General features: G+C 59.7%; 15 protein-coding genes. 4 read left to right on the top strand and 11 right to left on the bottom strand.

The genetic code is table 11. The features are described 5' to 3' along the window. Window positions 1-3: 3 nt before the first annotated feature. The 9 genes from SYN9616_RS0101305 to SYN9616_RS0101265 all read right to left on the bottom strand — a co-directional run bounded on the left by SYN9616_RS0101305 (window position 4) and on the right by SYN9616_RS0101265 (window position 9,509). Window positions 4-1,848: an NAD(P)H-quinone oxidoreductase subunit F gene (locus tag SYN9616_RS0101305; protein ID WP_028951518.1), complete on the bottom strand. Its 1,845-nt coding sequence runs from the start codon at window positions 1,846-1,848 to the stop codon at window positions 4-6. 111 nt (window positions 1,849-1,959) lie between these two features. After that, window positions 1,960-2,496 (bottom strand): BMC domain-containing protein, encoded by a 537-nt coding sequence (locus tag SYN9616_RS18135; protein WP_028951517.1) that lies wholly within the window; start codon window positions 2,494-2,496, stop codon window positions 1,960-1,962. Between the two features lie 53 nt (window positions 2,497-2,549). Next, window positions 2,550-2,801: a carboxysome peptide B gene (locus SYN9616_RS0101295; RefSeq protein WP_028951516.1), complete on the bottom strand. Its 252-nt coding sequence runs from the start codon at window positions 2,799-2,801 to the stop codon at window positions 2,550-2,552. Next, complete coding sequence (locus tag SYN9616_RS0101290; RefSeq protein ID WP_028951515.1) at window positions 2,801-3,115, bottom strand: carboxysome peptide A; 315 nt, start codon at window positions 3,113-3,115, stop codon at window positions 2,801-2,803. Before SYN9616_RS0101290 ends, SYN9616_RS0101295 begins: the two co-directional genes overlap by 1 nt. A 2-nt stretch (window positions 3,116-3,117) precedes the next feature. Further along, the gene (locus tag SYN9616_RS0101285; RefSeq protein WP_028951514.1) at window positions 3,118-4,863 is read right to left on the bottom strand and encodes a carboxysome shell carbonic anhydrase; all 1,746 of its coding nucleotides are present in this window, start codon (window positions 4,861-4,863) and stop codon (window positions 3,118-3,120) included. Window positions 4,864-4,870: 7 nt separating this feature from the next. After that, entirely contained in the window at window positions 4,871-7,207 is a 2,337-nt protein-coding gene (locus tag SYN9616_RS0101280) for a CsoS2 family carboxysome shell protein (RefSeq protein ID WP_028951513.1), read from the bottom strand. Window positions 7,208-7,303: 96 nt separating this feature from the next. Then, window positions 7,304-7,645 (bottom strand): ribulose bisphosphate carboxylase small subunit, encoded by a 342-nt coding sequence (locus SYN9616_RS0101275; RefSeq protein ID WP_028951512.1) that lies wholly within the window; start codon window positions 7,643-7,645, stop codon window positions 7,304-7,306. Window positions 7,646-7,704: 59 nt separating this feature from the next. Continuing rightward, window positions 7,705-9,120: a form I ribulose bisphosphate carboxylase large subunit gene (locus SYN9616_RS0101270; RefSeq protein ID WP_028951511.1), complete on the bottom strand. Its 1,416-nt coding sequence runs from the start codon at window positions 9,118-9,120 to the stop codon at window positions 7,705-7,707. A 77-nt stretch (window positions 9,121-9,197) separates the two neighbouring features. After that, window positions 9,198-9,509, bottom strand: a complete 312-nt coding sequence (locus SYN9616_RS0101265; protein WP_006169870.1) for a BMC domain-containing protein — start codon at window positions 9,507-9,509, stop codon at window positions 9,198-9,200. Window positions 9,510-9,865: 356 nt separating this feature from the next. Between SYN9616_RS0101265 and SYN9616_RS0101260 the strand changes: the two genes are divergently transcribed. After that, a complete protein-coding gene (locus SYN9616_RS0101260) occupies window positions 9,866-10,447 on the top strand; it encodes a non-canonical purine NTP pyrophosphatase (RefSeq protein WP_037990556.1) in 582 nt (193 codons plus the stop codon). 18 nt (window positions 10,448-10,465) lie between these two features. Here SYN9616_RS0101260 and SYN9616_RS0101255 read toward each other — a convergent pair whose 3' ends face one another. Then, a complete protein-coding gene (locus tag SYN9616_RS0101255) occupies window positions 10,466-11,251 on the bottom strand; it encodes a BMC domain-containing protein (protein ID WP_028951509.1) in 786 nt (261 codons plus the stop codon). 114 nt (window positions 11,252-11,365) lie between these two features. On the opposite strand from SYN9616_RS0101255, the gene SYN9616_RS0101250 reads away from it, so the two are divergent. Continuing rightward, the gene (locus SYN9616_RS0101250) at window positions 11,366-11,743 is read left to right on the top strand and encodes a hypothetical protein (protein ID WP_028951508.1); all 378 of its coding nucleotides are present in this window, start codon (window positions 11,366-11,368) and stop codon (window positions 11,741-11,743) included. Window positions 11,744-11,760: 17 nt separating this feature from the next. Here SYN9616_RS0101250 and SYN9616_RS18130 read toward each other — a convergent pair whose 3' ends face one another. Beyond that, on the bottom strand, window positions 11,761-12,849 hold the full coding sequence (locus tag SYN9616_RS18130; protein ID WP_051410897.1) for a hypothetical protein: 1,089 nt from the start codon (window positions 12,847-12,849) through the stop codon (window positions 11,761-11,763). Window positions 12,850-13,027: 178 nt separating this feature from the next. Between SYN9616_RS18130 and SYN9616_RS0101240 the strand changes: the two genes are divergently transcribed. Both SYN9616_RS0101240 and SYN9616_RS0101235 read left to right on the top strand, forming a co-directional pair. After that, a complete protein-coding gene (locus tag SYN9616_RS0101240) occupies window positions 13,028-14,305 on the top strand; it encodes a ferredoxin:protochlorophyllide reductase (ATP-dependent) subunit N (protein WP_028951507.1) in 1,278 nt (425 codons plus the stop codon). Between the two features lie 3 nt (window positions 14,306-14,308). Next, window positions 14,309-15,886, top strand: coding sequence for a ferredoxin:protochlorophyllide reductase (ATP-dependent) subunit B (locus SYN9616_RS0101235; RefSeq protein WP_028951506.1), 1,578 nt, complete (start codon window positions 14,309-14,311; stop codon window positions 15,884-15,886). Window positions 15,887-15,999: the final 113 nt, after the last annotated feature.

Below are 15,999 nucleotides of genomic sequence, written 5' to 3'. Positions count from 1 at the left end.
CGGTCAGGTGAGGAACCAACTCACTGACGTGAGGAAAAGAACGATGGCCACAAGAACCGTGAGCACATAGGACTGGCTCTGACCGCTGACACTGAGCTTGAGGCTGTCGGCACTGGCGAGGGAGAAGCGGGCCACACCGTGCAGCACGCCATCGACAACGTTGCGGTCAAACCAGGACGCCAACCGCGAAAACCCTGCCACCACATTGACAATGGTGATTCTGTAGAAGCTCTCGGTGTAGAAGTCGTAGGCCAGGAGATCCTGAACGGCGCGCAACAGAGGATTGAGCGAACGGGACCAGGCTTTGCTGAGCGGAGCCAGGCCACCAGCCACGAGACCGATCAGACCGCTGCCCACAACCAATGCTGCAGCCCAGAGGGGAAAGGCCAGGAGTCCTTCGAGTGATTCCAGGCGCACAAGCAGAACAGGAGTGAGCACCACCACCACGCTGAGAGCGACCATTGGCAACGCCATCTGCCAGTTCACTTCAGCTGCACGCCTCGACTTGATCAGCGAATCACCCAGGAACACGTGCCGAAAGACGCGCACCAGATTGAGGGCCGTGAGGGCATTGGTGATCAGAAACACCGCCATGAACGGTATGGAGCGCACGCTGAGCAGCTCGATGCCCTGGGCCATGGCAAGGAAGCCGCCCAGGGGAAGAAAGCCCACAAGACCAGCTGCACCTACCAGATAGGACGTTGTCGTGGCTGGCATGCGGCTGGCGAGACCGCCCAGCTCGGTGATGTCCTGGCAGTTGGTGGAGGCGATGACCCCACCCACGCTCATCGAGAGAAGCGCCTTGGAAACGGCATGGGTGTAGAGCAGCAGTAAGGCCAGGACTGGGATCTGCAGAGCAATCGCGATGAACACCAGTCCCAGATGGGCCGTCGTCGAATACGACAGGGTGCGTTTGATGTCGACCTGCGCGATCGCCACCAGAGACCCGCCGATGGCACTGATGGTTCCGATCACCAAAAGCACCACGAGGGTGACTGGCGAGTACTGAAGAATCGGCATCACCTTGAGCAGCACGATGGCTCCACAGGTGACCACGACGGAATTGCGCAGGATCGAGGCGGGATTGGGACCCTCCATAGCCTCATCGAGCCAGAGGTGCATCGGGAACTGGGCACACTTGCCTGTCGGCCCCGCAATCAGGCCAAGACCCAGCAAGGTGGCTGCCAAAGGAGTGAGGGTGTCGCGGGCCGCCCAGGCATAGAGATCGGTGAATCCCATCACGCCTGAAAAGCTGCAGAGAGCCACGACACCCATCAGCAGCAAGACATCACCAACGCGCTTGGTGAGGAACGCATCTCGAGCAGCGGTGACAACCAGTGGCTGCGCATACCAAAAACCCACTAATAAATAGGTCGAGAGGGTGAGCATCTCGAGCAGGAAGTAGCTCTGAAACAACGAATCACTGAGCACCACCCCTGACATCGCTCCCTCAAAGAAGCCGAGCAGTGCAAAAAATCGCGCCAGAGCCCATTCCTTATCCATATATCCCAGCGAATACACCTGGGAAAAGAGACTCAGGCCTGTGATCAGCTCCAGGGCCACCAGGTTGTTGAGGGTGAGACTGAAGCTGATGTCCAGCTCAAGATCGGCAACGGTGAGCCATGGGAAGGCAAGATCGACCGGACCGCTCTGAAACACCTCCTGCAGGATCAGGCTGCCGTGGACGAAGGCGAGCAGGCTCAGAAGAATATTCAGGTACGCCGCAGTCCGATGGGCTTGCCGGCGGAACCAACCGGAGGCCCACGGGAGTGAAACAACCATTCCGGCGAATCCGTAGATCGGGATCAGCCAGGCGGTCTGAAGCGGGAATGAAAGCTCCGAGGTCAAAACGGCAAGCGGGATCGGAATCGGGCTGGTCGCTGACTGGGCGGCGAATCTAAGCGCCAGTCACGGGAATGGGGGATCTTTGTGAAGGTCCGTCAGGAACGGCGTTGAAAATCAGCTGCGCCGCAGAGCGCCGCTGCCGCTGAGGGCGGGTTCCACCTCTTTATGGGGACGGGCAATGATGTGGGCCGCAACCAGGCCATCACCGACCCGCTCACAGGCGTCGGCACCAGCGCGCACGGCGGCATTCACAGCGCCGGTCTCCCCTCGAACCATCACCGTGACGTAACCGCCACCGACGTACTCACGGCAAACCAGAGTGACCTCCGCTGCCTTGGTCATGGCATCGGCAGCCTCGATGGCAGGAACCATGCCACGGGTTTCAATCATGCCGAGAGCCACGCCGGGCACCCCTGAGGAGGGCATCGCTGCTGGAGGGGAGATTGCAGAGCCACCTCCTGAACCTGTTGTACCCGCGCTGCTGCGTCGCGTTGTCGCTGTGGACCGCCGCGTGGTTGCCGCAGGAGCCGCTTTTGCGGGGGTGGACGCTGCTGCAGACGTGCTGGCCACAGGCTTCACATCCACGGTCTTGTTCGCCGCAGCGGAACTGCGGGTCGTACGACGACGGGGAGAGGGGGAAGGAGTGGCCATGGGAGTGAAGGTGTGGAAACGGAACGGAAACGGCGGAGGGAGATGGGTGATCCCTATCCGTCCGGATTCCAGAAGTCGATGATTCCACCGATGGTCAGATCGGTGAGAACGGTGTTGTCCGGGCAGGCATGCCGGGCCGCCGAACCGCTGGCGGTGAACACCCAGTTGCCCTCGCGGGCACCAACGGGGTCAACGGCCACCAGCTTCTTGCCCTTGTTGTTGCGGAGGACGCGCAGATGCATGTGATCCAGCCCTGCAACTCTGTAGGAGCAGATCAACGTGCCCATCACCTGCATGATCTCCATCAGCTGGACTTGCCTCCTGCAGGTGTGCTGCTGGGGGTCGGGGACGGAGCCGGAGCCGACGTCTTGGGAGGATCGGGTTCCCAATGATCAATGATCCCAACGATCGTGAGATCGCTTGGATACGACTTGCTGCCGGCGGCTTCACGGGCTGCTGAACTGCTGACGCAGATCACCCAGTCGCCGGGTTTCGCACCGACGGCATCCACAGCCACCTTTTTGGTGCTGCCATCGAGCACCACCTGCAGATGCTTGTGCTCGAAATCAGGGATCCGGTTGGTGGAGACGAGCGGCTTGATGACCTTGACGATGAGCATGATCAGTGAGCCTCCGGAAGTTGCGGATCGAGGGTGGAACCGACGACCTCGGCCGGAGCCGTCTGGTTACGGTCGCGAATGGTGAGACAAGTGTGGAGCAACCCCTCATCGACGAGAGAGGAGTAGCGATCGGCGATGGCCTGATTCACCCGTTGGCAATCAGCAATGGCCCGTTCACGGGCACCCGGCACCCGACCCGAGTAGTCGAAACGCACAACGACCGGAATCGGCAGATCTCGAGAAACATTGAGGCCCCGAAAGATTTTCACGCCGACATCCAGATCAGGAGCGCCTTCTTCAACCGTGTCGAGGTGGGCGAAGTAAGTGAGGTTGCGCAGATGCACTTCCTTGAAGCCGATGCCAACGCCGATGAACCGCTCGGCATGGCCGGCGTCGGGATAGGGGCCGCCGTGCAATTCCTGGACGTAGTCGATCTGGGAGAAGTTGTTGGCGAGCAAACGGCTCAGAAACGCGACCATTCCTTCATCCATCGGAGCTGGGGCGGAGCTTTCAACAGCTTCAGCGATTTGGGCCATGGCCTGATCCGCTGTCATGGATGCCGTGGCTGCATGCAATTCCCTGGCGCAAAGCCAACGGTCAAGCATCATCTCGCTGTCACGGCTCGGGGGATGGACACGGATCGCATCGGTGTCGGTGTCGAGGCCGATCAAGAGCAGATCAACGGAAGCACCGCAACAGAAGCTGTTCTCAACCGCCTCACGAAAGTCCAGAAGTCGTTGGTGACCGGCTGCCGCCGCAAGTTCGTCGTTGCTGCCATGGGCTGCGCAGCCCTGGTGAGAAGGGTCTAGGGAACTGAAGTGGTAAGTCACCACCTTCAGATAGCGGGTGGGTTCGGTGGAGGGATTCGGATTGCCTTCGCGATAGCGGCGATGCTCTGTTTTGACCCAGCGATTCACCGTGTTCTCCACATCGAACATGGCCCCGGCATGGGATCGCCGTCGCACAGCACTGAAGGGAATGCGCAAGGCATACGCCACTGTGTGAGCCAGGCGGCCGTCTGCACAGGGAGTGAGATCCAGGAGATGGATGCCGCAGTCGAGCAGGAACTGTTCGAAGCCTCTTGAGGCGGCACTGCCGGACGATGCCTCCAGAGGGTCGTCCTGAAAGAAGCGGTCACTGAACAGACGATGGCTTTCGAACACGCACCAGGCGAACAGGGCGCGCATGTCGAGAGGACGCACCCAGGCTCGCTGCAGGATGTGATCCGGAAGGTCGAATCCGAGTTCCGCACGGCACAGCCGTTGGGCCTGGGGGATGAAATCAGTTTCATGCTGCAACGCTGAAACCTGCTTAAGCAAGGGAACGATCCGATCGAAACGGCCCTTGATCTCCTGTTCATAAGCCTGGAGACGGCCGTTGGCCGCTGCATCCGTCAACGGATGGCGCCGATGGGTAATCGGCAGCGACGTGCGACTGAGATTGAAGGGCACCGCCCGGGTGACTGCTTTCTCTCGCCGCACCCAAGCCGGCTGTGATGGAGCGGGGCGCTGAGCGTCCTTGCTGGAGCGAATCCGACCACCAGCGACAGAACCGTGATCCAGCTGCGCTGCTTTGCCTGACGTTGTCAAGGCACGGCGCCGTTCCAAAGCAGCTTGGCGTGTAGACGACTCGGTGTCCTGAGTCGTCTGCGCGTGATCGTCGCTGTTGGCCAACTGCTGGAGCTGGCGACGGGTTGGTGCCGAGGGGGCCTGAGGTCGCCCGCCACGGAGAGGCTTGGAGCGAACCATCAGTGAATCAGCCCCGTGCGCCGCCTGAGACGGTGATCAGGGAGCCCTTCTCGGTGTTGCCGCTGGAACCGGTGACAGGGCTAACCGGCCATTCATTCGCCTCGTTGCGCTTGCGCTCAAAAGGAGACATGGCACTCATCGGACCGGGACGGCTGGGGTTACGACGGCGAGCCGATGCACCCTCAGTACCGGTGACATGCTCCCCGCGATCCCAGTCGTCACCAGTGACTTTGGTGGATGAGCCCTCACCGGTGACACGGGAGGTCGGCTTGTCAGTGGGCTCACTGACCACAGCGACGGTGGGTTGGAACTGACGTTGTTGCTGACGGTTTTGGAACTCGCGGTTATCGAAGCGGAACTGCTCGGTACCGGTCACCTTGCCACCAGCCATGTCAAAAGGGCCGGTGATGCGATTCCCCTGCTCGTAAGACGTTCCGGTTACACCGGAGCGTGCATCACGCTGCTGCTGAGCAGCGCGGGCGGGAGAAACCACACTGAAACGGGTCCAGGGAGCTCCTTCGGGAGATTCACCATGGGTGGCTGTTCCGGCAGGCGCGTCGGCTCCGCAGGCAGCGGCCAGCTGATCAGCACCGACGTAAGGAGTACCGGTGACCGCTTCACAGGCGCCGCGCTCATCGCCCGTCATCACACCGCCGACGCCGGGTTGAATCCCAGTCATGGCAGCTGAAGGAGTTCCGGGACGCACTGGGGTGCGATCACGTATGGCTCGAACAGCGGGGGTTCCGCAGTTTTGACCGGCTTGCTCAAGGCCTGCATAGGGGGTTCCGGTCACGGCCTGACAGCTGCCGGGCTCATCACCGGTGACGTTCTCAGAGCGGCCGGTGCGGGTCCCGCTCACCACCTGGTTGCGGTTGGTGACACTGAAACCAACTTTGGCGGCTTCGGGCTCGGGCTTGCCGCCGCAGAAGCCATTCACCTGCTCGGCACTGATGTACTGATCACCAGTCACGCGGTGGCAGGAGCCGAATTCGTTACCGGTGACCTGGCTGGAACGGCCCACCAGAGTGCCGGTGACACCCGTACCTGAGAGGGTTCCAGACAGGCCAACCTTGGCTGCAGGACGTCCTTCGGGAAGAGGGTCTGAACCGAGATACTGATCACCGGTGAGACTGCGGTTGGCTCCGGCTTCATCGCCGGTGACACTGGCGGAACGTCCCACCATCACGCCGCTGACGGGACGCCCCTGTTCCGTGAGGCTGTGACCAACCTTGCGAGGAGAGCTGACACCGTTACCGCAGTAAGCAGCCGACTGATTCGCCGAGATGTACTCCGTGCCTGTCACGCTTTTACAGGTTCCGGGCTCATCGCCGGTGACCTTTTCAGAACGACCGACTTCGTTGCCGGTGACCCGGTTGCCATGGCTGGTGGCCGTAACGCGAACCTTGGCTGGAGTGGTTGGCTCGGGAGCTGACTGACAGAAGGTCTGGAAGACTTCAGCTCCGAGATATTCGGTTCCGGTAATCGAGCGGCAGGTACTTGCCTCGTTACCGGTGGTCTTGACGGAACGGTTGGCCTGCGTGCCTGTGACCGTCTGTCCTGTGCTTGTGGTGCTTTGGCCCACTTTCCAGTGAGCATCAGCTGCTGCAGCCTGCTTGGCACCATTTCGGTTGGGACCGGTTGGTCGCGTCACGCCTGCACCCTGCTTGTTGCGGGCACCGGCCTTGGCGCGCAGCTCGCGCACCTGTTGGGCCAGCTCGCGACTGGTGAGATCAGGGTTGGCCTGACGGGCAACGGCCGCAGCACTCGTGGGTTGCTTGCCTGCTGTCTTGCCATGTTTCGACATGGCATCGCGGCGGGCCAGGACCAGCGCGCGACTGGGATTCTCAATGGCACGGCGCTTCGGAGTCGCCGAACGACGGTCGTGTCTGGGGCTCAGACGGGGAGCGGACGTTGGAGACGTCGCGACAACAGGCGCCTCGGAGACAGCCGGAGCTGCAACAGCGGCCGGCTTGGTCTGGCGAGCAACGTCTGCACGATTGCGATCTTTGCTCGTATCAGCCTTCTTGCCGCGTCGTGAGAGGGCATCGCGGCGAGCCAGGACAAGTTCCCGACTGGGATGTCGCTGAGGTTTCACCTGCGCGCGAGGCGCTGCAGTGGGAGTGAAACGCGCTGTTGGAGCAACCGCAGACACACGTGAAACGGCCACAGCCGGCGCTTGAGCAACAGGCTCAGGAGCATTGGCCAGTGTCCGGGTCGGACGTGCATCCGAAGCAGTCCGCACTCGGCTGTCACTGGAACTGGCGGCGACAGACGCCTTTTTTCCGGCTGTTGTCAGCGCTTTACGGCGCTCAAGTGCGAGTTCGCGACTGGAGAGTGTGGACATGTCCGCCCGAAGGAGTGGTCGTTGAGTGGAGGGGGCAACCCCCCGAAAATGCTGGAGCCCTGAAAACGTCAGGGCTCGGAACCGTGCAGAGAGCGATCAGCGCCCTTCGAAAACCACGAAGCAGGCACCCTGACTTTGGGTGTAAGCGTCGTAACCAACGATGCGGACGTGGTGATCGGGGTAAGCGCGATGGCAGGCCTCGAGCTCACTGACGACCAGATTGAGATCCTTCTCACCAAAGAAGGGAAGCTTCCAATAGGACCAGTAGGAAGCCATGGAATTGCTGGGGTGGACATGCTCGATGAGCGGGCTCCAGCCCTGGGCAATGATGTAGGCGATCTGGTCGTAGATCTCTTCCTGGGTCATCGGCGGGAGAAAGCCGAAGGTCTCCAGGGTGGCGACTGTTTGATAGTCACCCACGGTGCTCTGGAAAGGCATGGGGATCCTGGGTTGAAGAAATGGGTTTGGCCGGTTGCATCAACCGGCCGAAGAAACAATCAGTTCTGAACGTCGAGCTTGTCGACGGTGTCGAATTCGAACTTGATTTCCTTCCAGGTCTCGAGAGCAATTGCCAGCTCGGGGCTGTGCTTTGCGGCCTCGGTGAGGATGTCGCGGCTCTCTTTCTCGAGATGGCGACCGGCATTGCGTGCCTTGACGCAGGCCTCGAGGGCCACGCGGTTGGCAGCAGCACCTGCAGCGGAACCCCAGGGGTGACCGTGGGTACCACCACCGAACTGGAGGACGGAATCGTCACCAAAGATCGTGACCAGGGCAGGCATGTGCCACACGTGAATACCGCCGGAGGCAACAGCGAACACACCAGGCATGGAACCCCAGTCCTGATCGAAGAAGTTGCCGCGGCTGCGATCTTCGGGCACGAAGGATTCGCGCAGCTGGTCGATGTAGCCGAGGGTGGTCTGACGATCACCTTCCAGCTTTCCGACCACGGTGCCGGTATGGAGCTGGTCACCACCGGAGAGACGCAGACACTTGGCGAGAACGCGGAAGTGAATGCCGTGCTTGGGATGACGGTCGATCACAGCGTGCATGGCACGGTGGATGTGCAGCAGCATGCCGTTCTTGCGGCACCACCTCGACAGACCGGTGTTGGCAGTGAAGCCACCGGTGATGAAGTCGTGCATGACGATCGGCATGCCGAGTTCCTTGGCGAACTCAGCGCGCTCGTACATCTCCTCAGGCGTATTCGCGGTCACGTTGAGGTAGTGACCCTTCTTCTCGCCTGTCTCCTGCTCGGACAGCTTGATCGCTTCAGCGACAAACTCAAAGCGGTTCTGCCAGCGCTGGAAGGGCTGGGAGTTGATGTTCTCGTCGTCCTTGGTGAAGTCGAGACCGCCACGCAGGCACTCATAGACAACACGGCCGTAGTTCTTACCGCTCAGGCCGAGCTTCGGCTTGATGGTGCAACCCAGCAGAGGACGGCCGTACTTGTTCATCCGGTCGCGTTCGACCTGGATGCCGTTTGGTGGGCCGTAGCAGGTTTTGATGAAGGCCAGCGGGAAGCGCAGGTCTTCAAGGCGGAGGTGGCGCAGGGCCTTGAAGCCGAACACGTTGCCGACCAGGGAGGTCAGAACGTTGGTGATTGAACCCTCTTCGAACAGGTCGAGGGGGTAGGCGATGAAGGCGTAGAACGACTCCTTATCACCGGGAACGTCTTCGATCCGGTAGCAACGACCCTTGTAAAAGTCGAGGTCGGTGAGGAGCTCGGACCACACAGTGGACCAGGTGCCTGTGGAGGATTCGGCGGCCACAGCAGCGGCAACCTCTTCCTTGGGAACACCTTCCTGGCCGGTGCACTTGAAGCAGGCCAGCAGGTCGGTGTCGAGGGGAACGTAATCAGGAGTCCAGTAGGTATCCCTGTACTCCTTGACCCCAGCGTCGTACTTCTTGCTCATGGGAAATTCCGTTAGGTCGGTAAGGGGGGGGGGGGTGAGACGTTCGTGTGCCTTATTCAGAGGCTCAACGGAAGATCTCAGTCCTTCTGACCGAGGAAGTTGCCGTTACCCAGAGCAGGCTCCACCTCGCGGTGAGGGCGGGCAATGATGTGAGCTGCAACGAGGCCGTCACCAACGCGCTCGCACGCGTCAGCGCCAGCGCGCACAGCTGCGTTGACCGCGCCGGTCTCGCCGCGAACCAAAACTGTGACGTAGCCGCCGCCGACAAACTCACGACCAATCAGGCGCACTTCTGCAGCCTTGGTCATGGCATCAGCTGCCTCGATGGCGGGGACCAGGCCGCGTGTCTCGATCATGCCGAGAGCGATACCCATGGTTTCGTTAGCCATTGCCTACCGGAAGAAAAGGTGGAATGTTCGCCGCAGAGACTGCTCTGCTGATGCTCCTCCCGTCAAGCGATTCGCCAACAAGCCGCAATCACTGTCCATAGTGAACATCATCAGCAGCGCTTATCACCCTGTCCCCGACTGTTCTGAACTGCTGTGGGAAATCCTGTGCTGGCCTGCAGACAGAAGGTTGCCGAGTCGCCTCGGGCTGCATAGTTTCATGCCTTGAAGCGGTCCCGAAGCCTTGCTGAGGGGTGGAATGTTCAACCCATACCGTTTCACCTAACCCGCGATCGTCAGATCTCTACCCGTAAACCAACTGCAAGCCATCACAATGGTGGCCGTTTTTGCGGTTCCCTTTGAAGCCCAAGCTGATTATTGCGACCAGTAATTCCACAAAGATTGCTGAAATCGAAGCCATGCTTGCGCCGCTCGATCTCACCGTTGATCGTCAACCAGACGATCTGGACGTTGAAGAAACAGGAACGACATACCGCGAGAATGCCGAACTGAAAGCAGCTGCAGCGGCACAGCGAACAGGTCATTGGTCCCTGGCCGACGATTCCGGACTTGAAGTTGATGCGTTGTCTGGAGCTCCCGGATTGTTCTCTGCTCGCTTTGCCAAAACAAACGCTCTGAAGCTGGAGAAATTGCTTTGTGCTGTTGGTCAAACCCCTTACCGAAGCGCCTGCTTTCGCAGCACCATGGTGATCAGCGATCCCTCAGGCAGCTGCGTCGCCGCCGCTGAGGGCATCTGCTGGGGGGAGTTGCTAACTGCTCCCGCCTATCCAGGGGGGTGCTACGAGTCCTTGCTGTGGGTGCGTGAAGCCCGATGCACCTATGGCGAGCTCAATCACGCTCAGCTAATCCGACTGGGCAGTCGTGGCAAAGCCGCCCGAGCCCTCGCGCCGCAGTTACGTCAACTGCTTCACCTCAACTAAGCGCAGCGATCTGAGTAATCAGCGCAGTCGCGCGTTGCTGTTCACATGGTCGATGGCGCGCATCGCCGCCGCCGCCGCTTCTTCAACATCACCTTCTCGCCCAGCCAGGGTGAGACGTCCGAAGGCACCAACGGCTTTCACATCCACAAGGGTGATGTTGGATGCTTTTTCAGCTTCGTTGGCTGCGATGAGCACATATCCAGCCGGCTCTGTCTCAAGAATGAACATGCTCATCCCGGCCTCAATCATCGAACCTCGTCGGTTCTGACGGTTGATCAACACGGCATGGTCCGGGGTGATCGCCCGGATGACTTCAGTCCAGCTCACATCCGCTGGAGAACGCTGATCGATCGTGCTCCCGATCGCTTCCAGCACCACATCTCCGGAATGGAGAACCGTGCTTTGGTCGCGGTGGTACAGGGCCATCGAACCGAATGCCCGCTCCACCACCATCTGGCCGAGGCGGACGTTGCTTGCTTTCAGGGCAATGTCGGTCACGCGGTGAACCGCCATGCCCGGTGAAACCTCCATCCAGAGGCATGCGTCTCCTGGAATGGGCAGAAATCCCTGGCTGACCGACCCCATGTAGGCCGCCAATTGCGGCTGCAACGAGTCGATGAACACGTGGGTGCGCAGTTCGATCGACTGCACCTGGCTGTTCTGACGCAGCAGCCGGGGCGACTCGGAGTCCGTGGTCACAACACAGCTCGCCCCCCCATGCTGGGAGGTCACCTCAGTCCCGGTGACGAGTGAGCTTCCGCCACGCCGCCGCTCCCGGGCCTCGAAGCTGGCGAAACGGGTCATGCGCGGGAGTGTACCGGACGCGTATGGCCTTTTTGATCGCCCACTAGGCCAGTCGTTGCCACTCTTGCGTCCTGAAAAGGAGCCGATACCGTCCGCGAAACGCATCAGCTCACCATGGCTTTACCGGATCAGTCCCAGACTCCTGTTCCGATGAATGCCGATCAGGCTCTCGGCATGGTGAGTTTTGGACTGATGCAGCGCCTGGCACAGGATGGCCAGGTTGATCTTCCCTGGCTGGAAACAACCAGCAGTGACGCGGAGAAGCTTCGTCAACTGCGTCAGCGACTGGAGCTCACAGCCCTGGCGATCGAGACAGGAGCGCCGCTCACAACATCGGAAGTGAGCTTCCTGATGGGCGCCAAACCTGGCGGCGAGCGGGTGGAACGTGGGGGTCTTGTTGCTCGGAAAGTCAGCCGAAACGTTTGGCGGATCAGCCGACTGGATGCGAGTGATCAGAGCTTCCGCAATGATGGATTCCGACGTCGCCTCTGATTGTCACTTAGCGCCGGCTAACTGAACACGGATGCTCGATCCAGGTTGTGGAGCCCCTTCAACTCCGCGAAATCATCCCCTGTTTTCATGTCATATAAATAAGTTCGATTACCAGAGGTTTCCCAACCCCAATTCCAATAGGTTTTACCATTATTGAGAATCCACAAGTCATCCTGCTTGATTTGAAAATCATCAATCACCAAATAACCTTTGGGAGCAATCACAAACAGATCCCTACCTCTACCACCCTCTGCAAGATTAAATCCCTTACCACCCTCAAGAATATCGTCACCTTTGCCACCAACTAAAATATCGTCGCCTCGATCGCCAAAGATCACATCATCCCCAGCACCACCATCCGCGTAGTCATCTCCTGCAAATCCAAAAATATCATCATCTCCAGTACCGCCAATCAAGTCGTCAGCCCGACCGCTGCCAATGACTTCTTTGGAAGAACCACCCTGCTGCACTGGCATTTCGACTCCTGAATCCGGTTGTTGGCTTCCACCAGGAAGGCCCCAGATCAGCTGCAAAGCCTCAACATCAGAAGTGGAAAAACTTGTGTTGTACCCCTCGGGACTTGGGTTGTAAGACATCACCGTATCGGACGAATCCCACCTTGGACTGAACGGCTTCTCCTTCGGATGAGACAGGCCAAGTGCGTGACCTGTCTCATGAATAATTGAATACAAATCACTATTGTTCTGTCGATTTTTACCGTCGGTGTCACGCCACAAAACATCCCACCAGGAACCAGCACGGCGCTGCTTCTCCTGATCTGCCACTTCACCGAGGGTATCGCGATCCCATCCACTCACTTTAACAACCGAATAAATATCGATATCAGACGACCTACTACTAGCAGCACGCTCGAAATCAATGGCTAAATTCGAATCAAGATCATCAAACATTGATTCAATGAAGGCAATCTCATCATCAGAATGCGCCAGGGTCGTAATCGAACGGCCATCAGCCAACATCTGGCCACCACTGACATCGTCAATGTAGTAAGTAAGAATATTGTCGTCATCCAAGCTGAGCGCTTTTTTGGTATGCCTCGAGAAATTTTTGCTGATTAAAAACTCAGGATTGACAGTCAAAATCAATGAGCACTTTTAAGCTCTTTTAGCCAATCAATAGTGATAACGTCCAGCAAAATCCGACAAATGAAGGGCTGTGCCTGCGGGTGAAACCCGAACTGATCCCAAAGAGTTTGGGCTGACTCTGGCGTCCGGGGCCCGTGATCTTGCAAGTTGAAGGGAGATCCTCTATCTGGAGCGGCCGATGGCCGGGCCCACCCTGCTGAAGGAGAGCGGACCGCGTGAAGTGTTCTGCGGTCTCACCTCAATCGTCTGGCTGCATCGGCGCATGCCGGATGCTTTTTTTCTGGTGGTTGGTTCACGCACCTGCGCCCATCTGATTCAAAGCGCCGCGGGCGTGATGATCTTTGCCGAGCCACGCTTCGGCACAGCCATCCTCGGCGAGCGGGACCTGGCAGGACTCGCGGATGCCCATGACGAGCTCGACCGGGTCTGCCGAGAACTTCTGCAGCGGCGCCCGGAAATCCGAACCTTGTTTCTGGTGGGCTCGTGTCCCAGCGAGGTGATCAAGCTGGATTTGGCCCGTGCTGCGGAACGTCTGAACGACGACATGCAGGGAAGAGTTCGGGTGGTGAACTATTCCGGCAGCGGCATCGAAACCACCTTCACCCAGGGTGAAGACGGTGCCCTGGCCGCCCTGGTTCCGTTGCTGCCAAGCAGCGACGAGCGCCAGCTGTTGCTGGTGGGCACCCTCGCCGACGCTGTTGAGGATCGGCTGATCCACCTCTTCAGCCGCCTCGGGATCTCCACCATTCGCAGCCTGCCACCGCGTCAATCGACGGAGCTTCCTCCCGTCGGCGCCGGCACAACGGTGTTGCTGACGCAACCCTTTCTGACGGAGACAGCCAGGTTGTTGAAGGACCGAGGCGCCAAGGTGCTCACCGCTCCATTTCCACTTGGTTCTGAGGGCAGTCGCCGTTGGATGGAGGCCGCGGCTCAGGACTTTGGGATTGCAGCTGAGCGTGTTGCCAGCGTCCTTGATCCCCTGGTCGAGCGGGCACGCAAGGCCCTGGCCCCGCACCGGGAGATCCTCCAGGGCAAACGGATTTTTCTGTTGCCCGAGTCCCAGCTGGAGCTGCCCCTGGCCCGATTCCTGCAACGGGAGTGCGGCATGGAACTGGTCGAGGTCGGCACGCCTTATCTGAATCGGGAGCAGATGGCCGAAGAACTGGCCCTCTTACCCGAGGGCACCCCAGTCATGGAAGGCCAGCACGTGGAGCAACAGCTGGATCGCGTCCGTGACAGCGCCCCCGATCTCGTGGTCTGCGGAATGGGTCTGGCCAATCCCTTGGAAGCGGAGGGAATCGCCACCAAATGGTCGATTGAGCTGGTGTTCAGTCCGATTCACGGCATCGACCAGGCCGGTGACCTTGCGGAGCTGTTTTCCAGGCCGCTTCGCCGTCGCGAACTGATTCACCCGGGCTTGCAACCGATGACCTCTGACCAGCCTGTACACGCCTGAATCATGCAACTGACACTCTGGACTTACGAAGGACCTCCCCATGTAGGGGCGATGAGAATCGCTGCATCGATGCAGGGCGTGCACTACGTGCTCCATGCACCGCAGGGGGACACCTACGCCGATCTCCTGTTCACGATGATCGAGCGGCGGGGGCAGCGACCGCCCGTCACTTACACCACGTTCCAGGCCCGCGATCTCGGTGGCGACACCGCCGAACTCGTGAAGCGGCATGTGCGCGAGGCCGTTGACCGTTTCCAACCTGATGCCCTGCTGGTGGGTGAAAGCTGCACGGCGGAGCTAATCCAGGACCAACCCGGCGCCCTTGCCCAGGGCATGGGCCTTGAGATGCCTGTCGTGACGTTGGAGCTACCCGCCTACAGCAAGAAGGAGAACTGGGGAGCCGCAGAAACCTTCTACCAGCTGGTTCGCAGTCTGCTGAAAGCACAGGTGCCAGAGCAGACCAGTCACGACCCACGGGCCTGGAAGCAGGAGGGACGTCGACCGCGGGTCAATCTCCTTGGCCCCTCATTGCTTGGTTTCCGCTGTCGCGACGATGTTCTCGAGGTGCAACGACTGCTCACCTTGCATGGAATTGATGTGGGGGTCGTTGCTCCCCTGGGAGCCGGCGTAAGCGATGTGCAGCGTTTGCCCCAGGCGGATCTGAATGTCTGCCTGTACCCCGAGGTCGCTGAATCGACCTGCAGCTGGCTGGAGCGCAACTTCGGCATCCCCTTCTCCCGTACCGTTCCGATCGGGATCGGTGCCACCCACGATTTCCTCTGTGAAGTGCACGGGCTGCTGGGCATGGATCCCCCCGACCGCCGCGAGGGGCATCAGCGATCCCGCCTGCCCTGGTACTCCGAGTCGGTGGATTCCACTTATCTCACAGGGAAAAGGGTGTTCATCTTTGGAGACGGCACCCATGCCCTGGCGGCGGCCAGGATCTGTAAAGAGGAACTGGGCTTCAAGGTTGTTGGCCTCGGGACCTACAGCCGCGAGATGGCCAGGCCAGTGCGGGCCGCGGCCAAGGCGATGGGGCTGGAGGCACTGATCTGCGATGACTACCTGGCCGTCGAGGCAGCCATGGCTGAAGCAGCTCCGGAGCTGGTGCTCGGCACGCAGATGGAACGCCACAGCGCCAAGCGACTGGGGATCCCATGCGCCGTGATCAGCACACCGATGCACGTGCAGGACGTTCCGGCACGGACTAGCCCGCAGATGGGCTGGGAAGGGGCAAATGTGATTTTCGACGACTGGGTACACCCATTGATGATGGGCCTGGAGGAACACCTGATCGGTATGTTCCGCCACGACTTTGAATTTGTGGACGGACACCAGAGCCATCTCGGACACGCTGGCGTTTCCGGTGCAGCGAGCGATTCAACAGAACCAAGTGATGTTCCAGATGTCGACGGGGACTCTCCGGTCTGGACCATCGATGGTGAAGCTGAACTCAAGAAGATCCCCTTCTTTGTCCGTGGCAAGGTCCGGCGAAATGCCGAGGCCTATGCCCGTGAAGTGGGCTGCCGGGAAATCAGTAGCGAGACGCTGTATGACGCCAAAGCCCACTACAAGGCTTGATCAGGCAAGGGATTGAAGCTGCTTTTGATTCCTCCGACAAAACTCTGCAAACAAAGAGTTCTTCAAAGCGGAATCACGGCATTTCGGAGAAACCACCTGATCATTCTCACTTC

This window comes from Synechococcus sp. CC9616 (genome assembly GCF_000515235.1).
In the GTDB taxonomy this organism is placed as follows: domain Bacteria; phylum Cyanobacteriota; class Cyanobacteriia; order PCC-6307; family Cyanobiaceae; genus Parasynechococcus.
The sequence above is the reverse complement of the archived record's forward strand: the minus strand, read 5'-3'. Positions and strand labels throughout refer to the sequence as shown.

What these genes read in the sequence shown, in the direction of transcription:
- SYN9616_RS0101275 (WP_028951512.1), bottom strand. Translation starts at nt 7,645, where the DNA reads ATGCCTTTCCAGAGCACCGTGGGTGACTATCAAACAGTCGCCACCCTG.
- SYN9616_RS0101295 (WP_028951516.1), bottom strand. Translation starts at nt 2,801, where the DNA reads ATGGAGATCATGCAGGTGATGGGCACGTTGATCTGCTCCTACAGAGTT.
- SYN9616_RS0101270 (WP_028951511.1), bottom strand. Translation starts at nt 9,120, where the DNA reads ATGAGCAAGAAGTACGACGCTGGGGTCAAGGAGTACAGGGATACCTAC.
- SYN9616_RS0101250 (WP_028951508.1), top strand. Translation starts at nt 11,366, where the DNA reads ATGGCTTTACCGGATCAGTCCCAGACTCCTGTTCCGATGAATGCCGAT.
- SYN9616_RS0101255 (WP_028951509.1), bottom strand. Translation starts at nt 11,251, where the DNA reads ATGACCCGTTTCGCCAGCTTCGAGGCCCGGGAGCGGCGGCGTGGCGGA.
- SYN9616_RS0101235 (WP_028951506.1), top strand. Translation starts at nt 14,309, where the DNA reads ATGCAACTGACACTCTGGACTTACGAAGGACCTCCCCATGTAGGGGCG.
- SYN9616_RS0101285 (WP_028951514.1), bottom strand. Translation starts at nt 4,863, where the DNA reads ATGGTTCGCTCCAAGCCTCTCCGTGGCGGGCGACCTCAGGCCCCCTCG.
- SYN9616_RS0101240 (WP_028951507.1), top strand. Translation starts at nt 13,028, where the DNA reads ATGGCCGGGCCCACCCTGCTGAAGGAGAGCGGACCGCGTGAAGTGTTC.
- SYN9616_RS0101290 (WP_028951515.1), bottom strand. Translation starts at nt 3,115, where the DNA reads ATGCTCATCGTCAAGGTCATCAAGCCGCTCGTCTCCACCAACCGGATC.
- SYN9616_RS0101280 (WP_028951513.1), bottom strand. Translation starts at nt 7,207, where the DNA reads ATGTCCACACTCTCCAGTCGCGAACTCGCACTTGAGCGCCGTAAAGCG.
- SYN9616_RS18135 (WP_028951517.1), bottom strand. Translation starts at nt 2,496, where the DNA reads ATGGCCACTCCTTCCCCCTCTCCCCGTCGTCGTACGACCCGCAGTTCC.
- SYN9616_RS0101265 (WP_006169870.1), bottom strand. Translation starts at nt 9,509, where the DNA reads ATGGCTAACGAAACCATGGGTATCGCTCTCGGCATGATCGAGACACGC.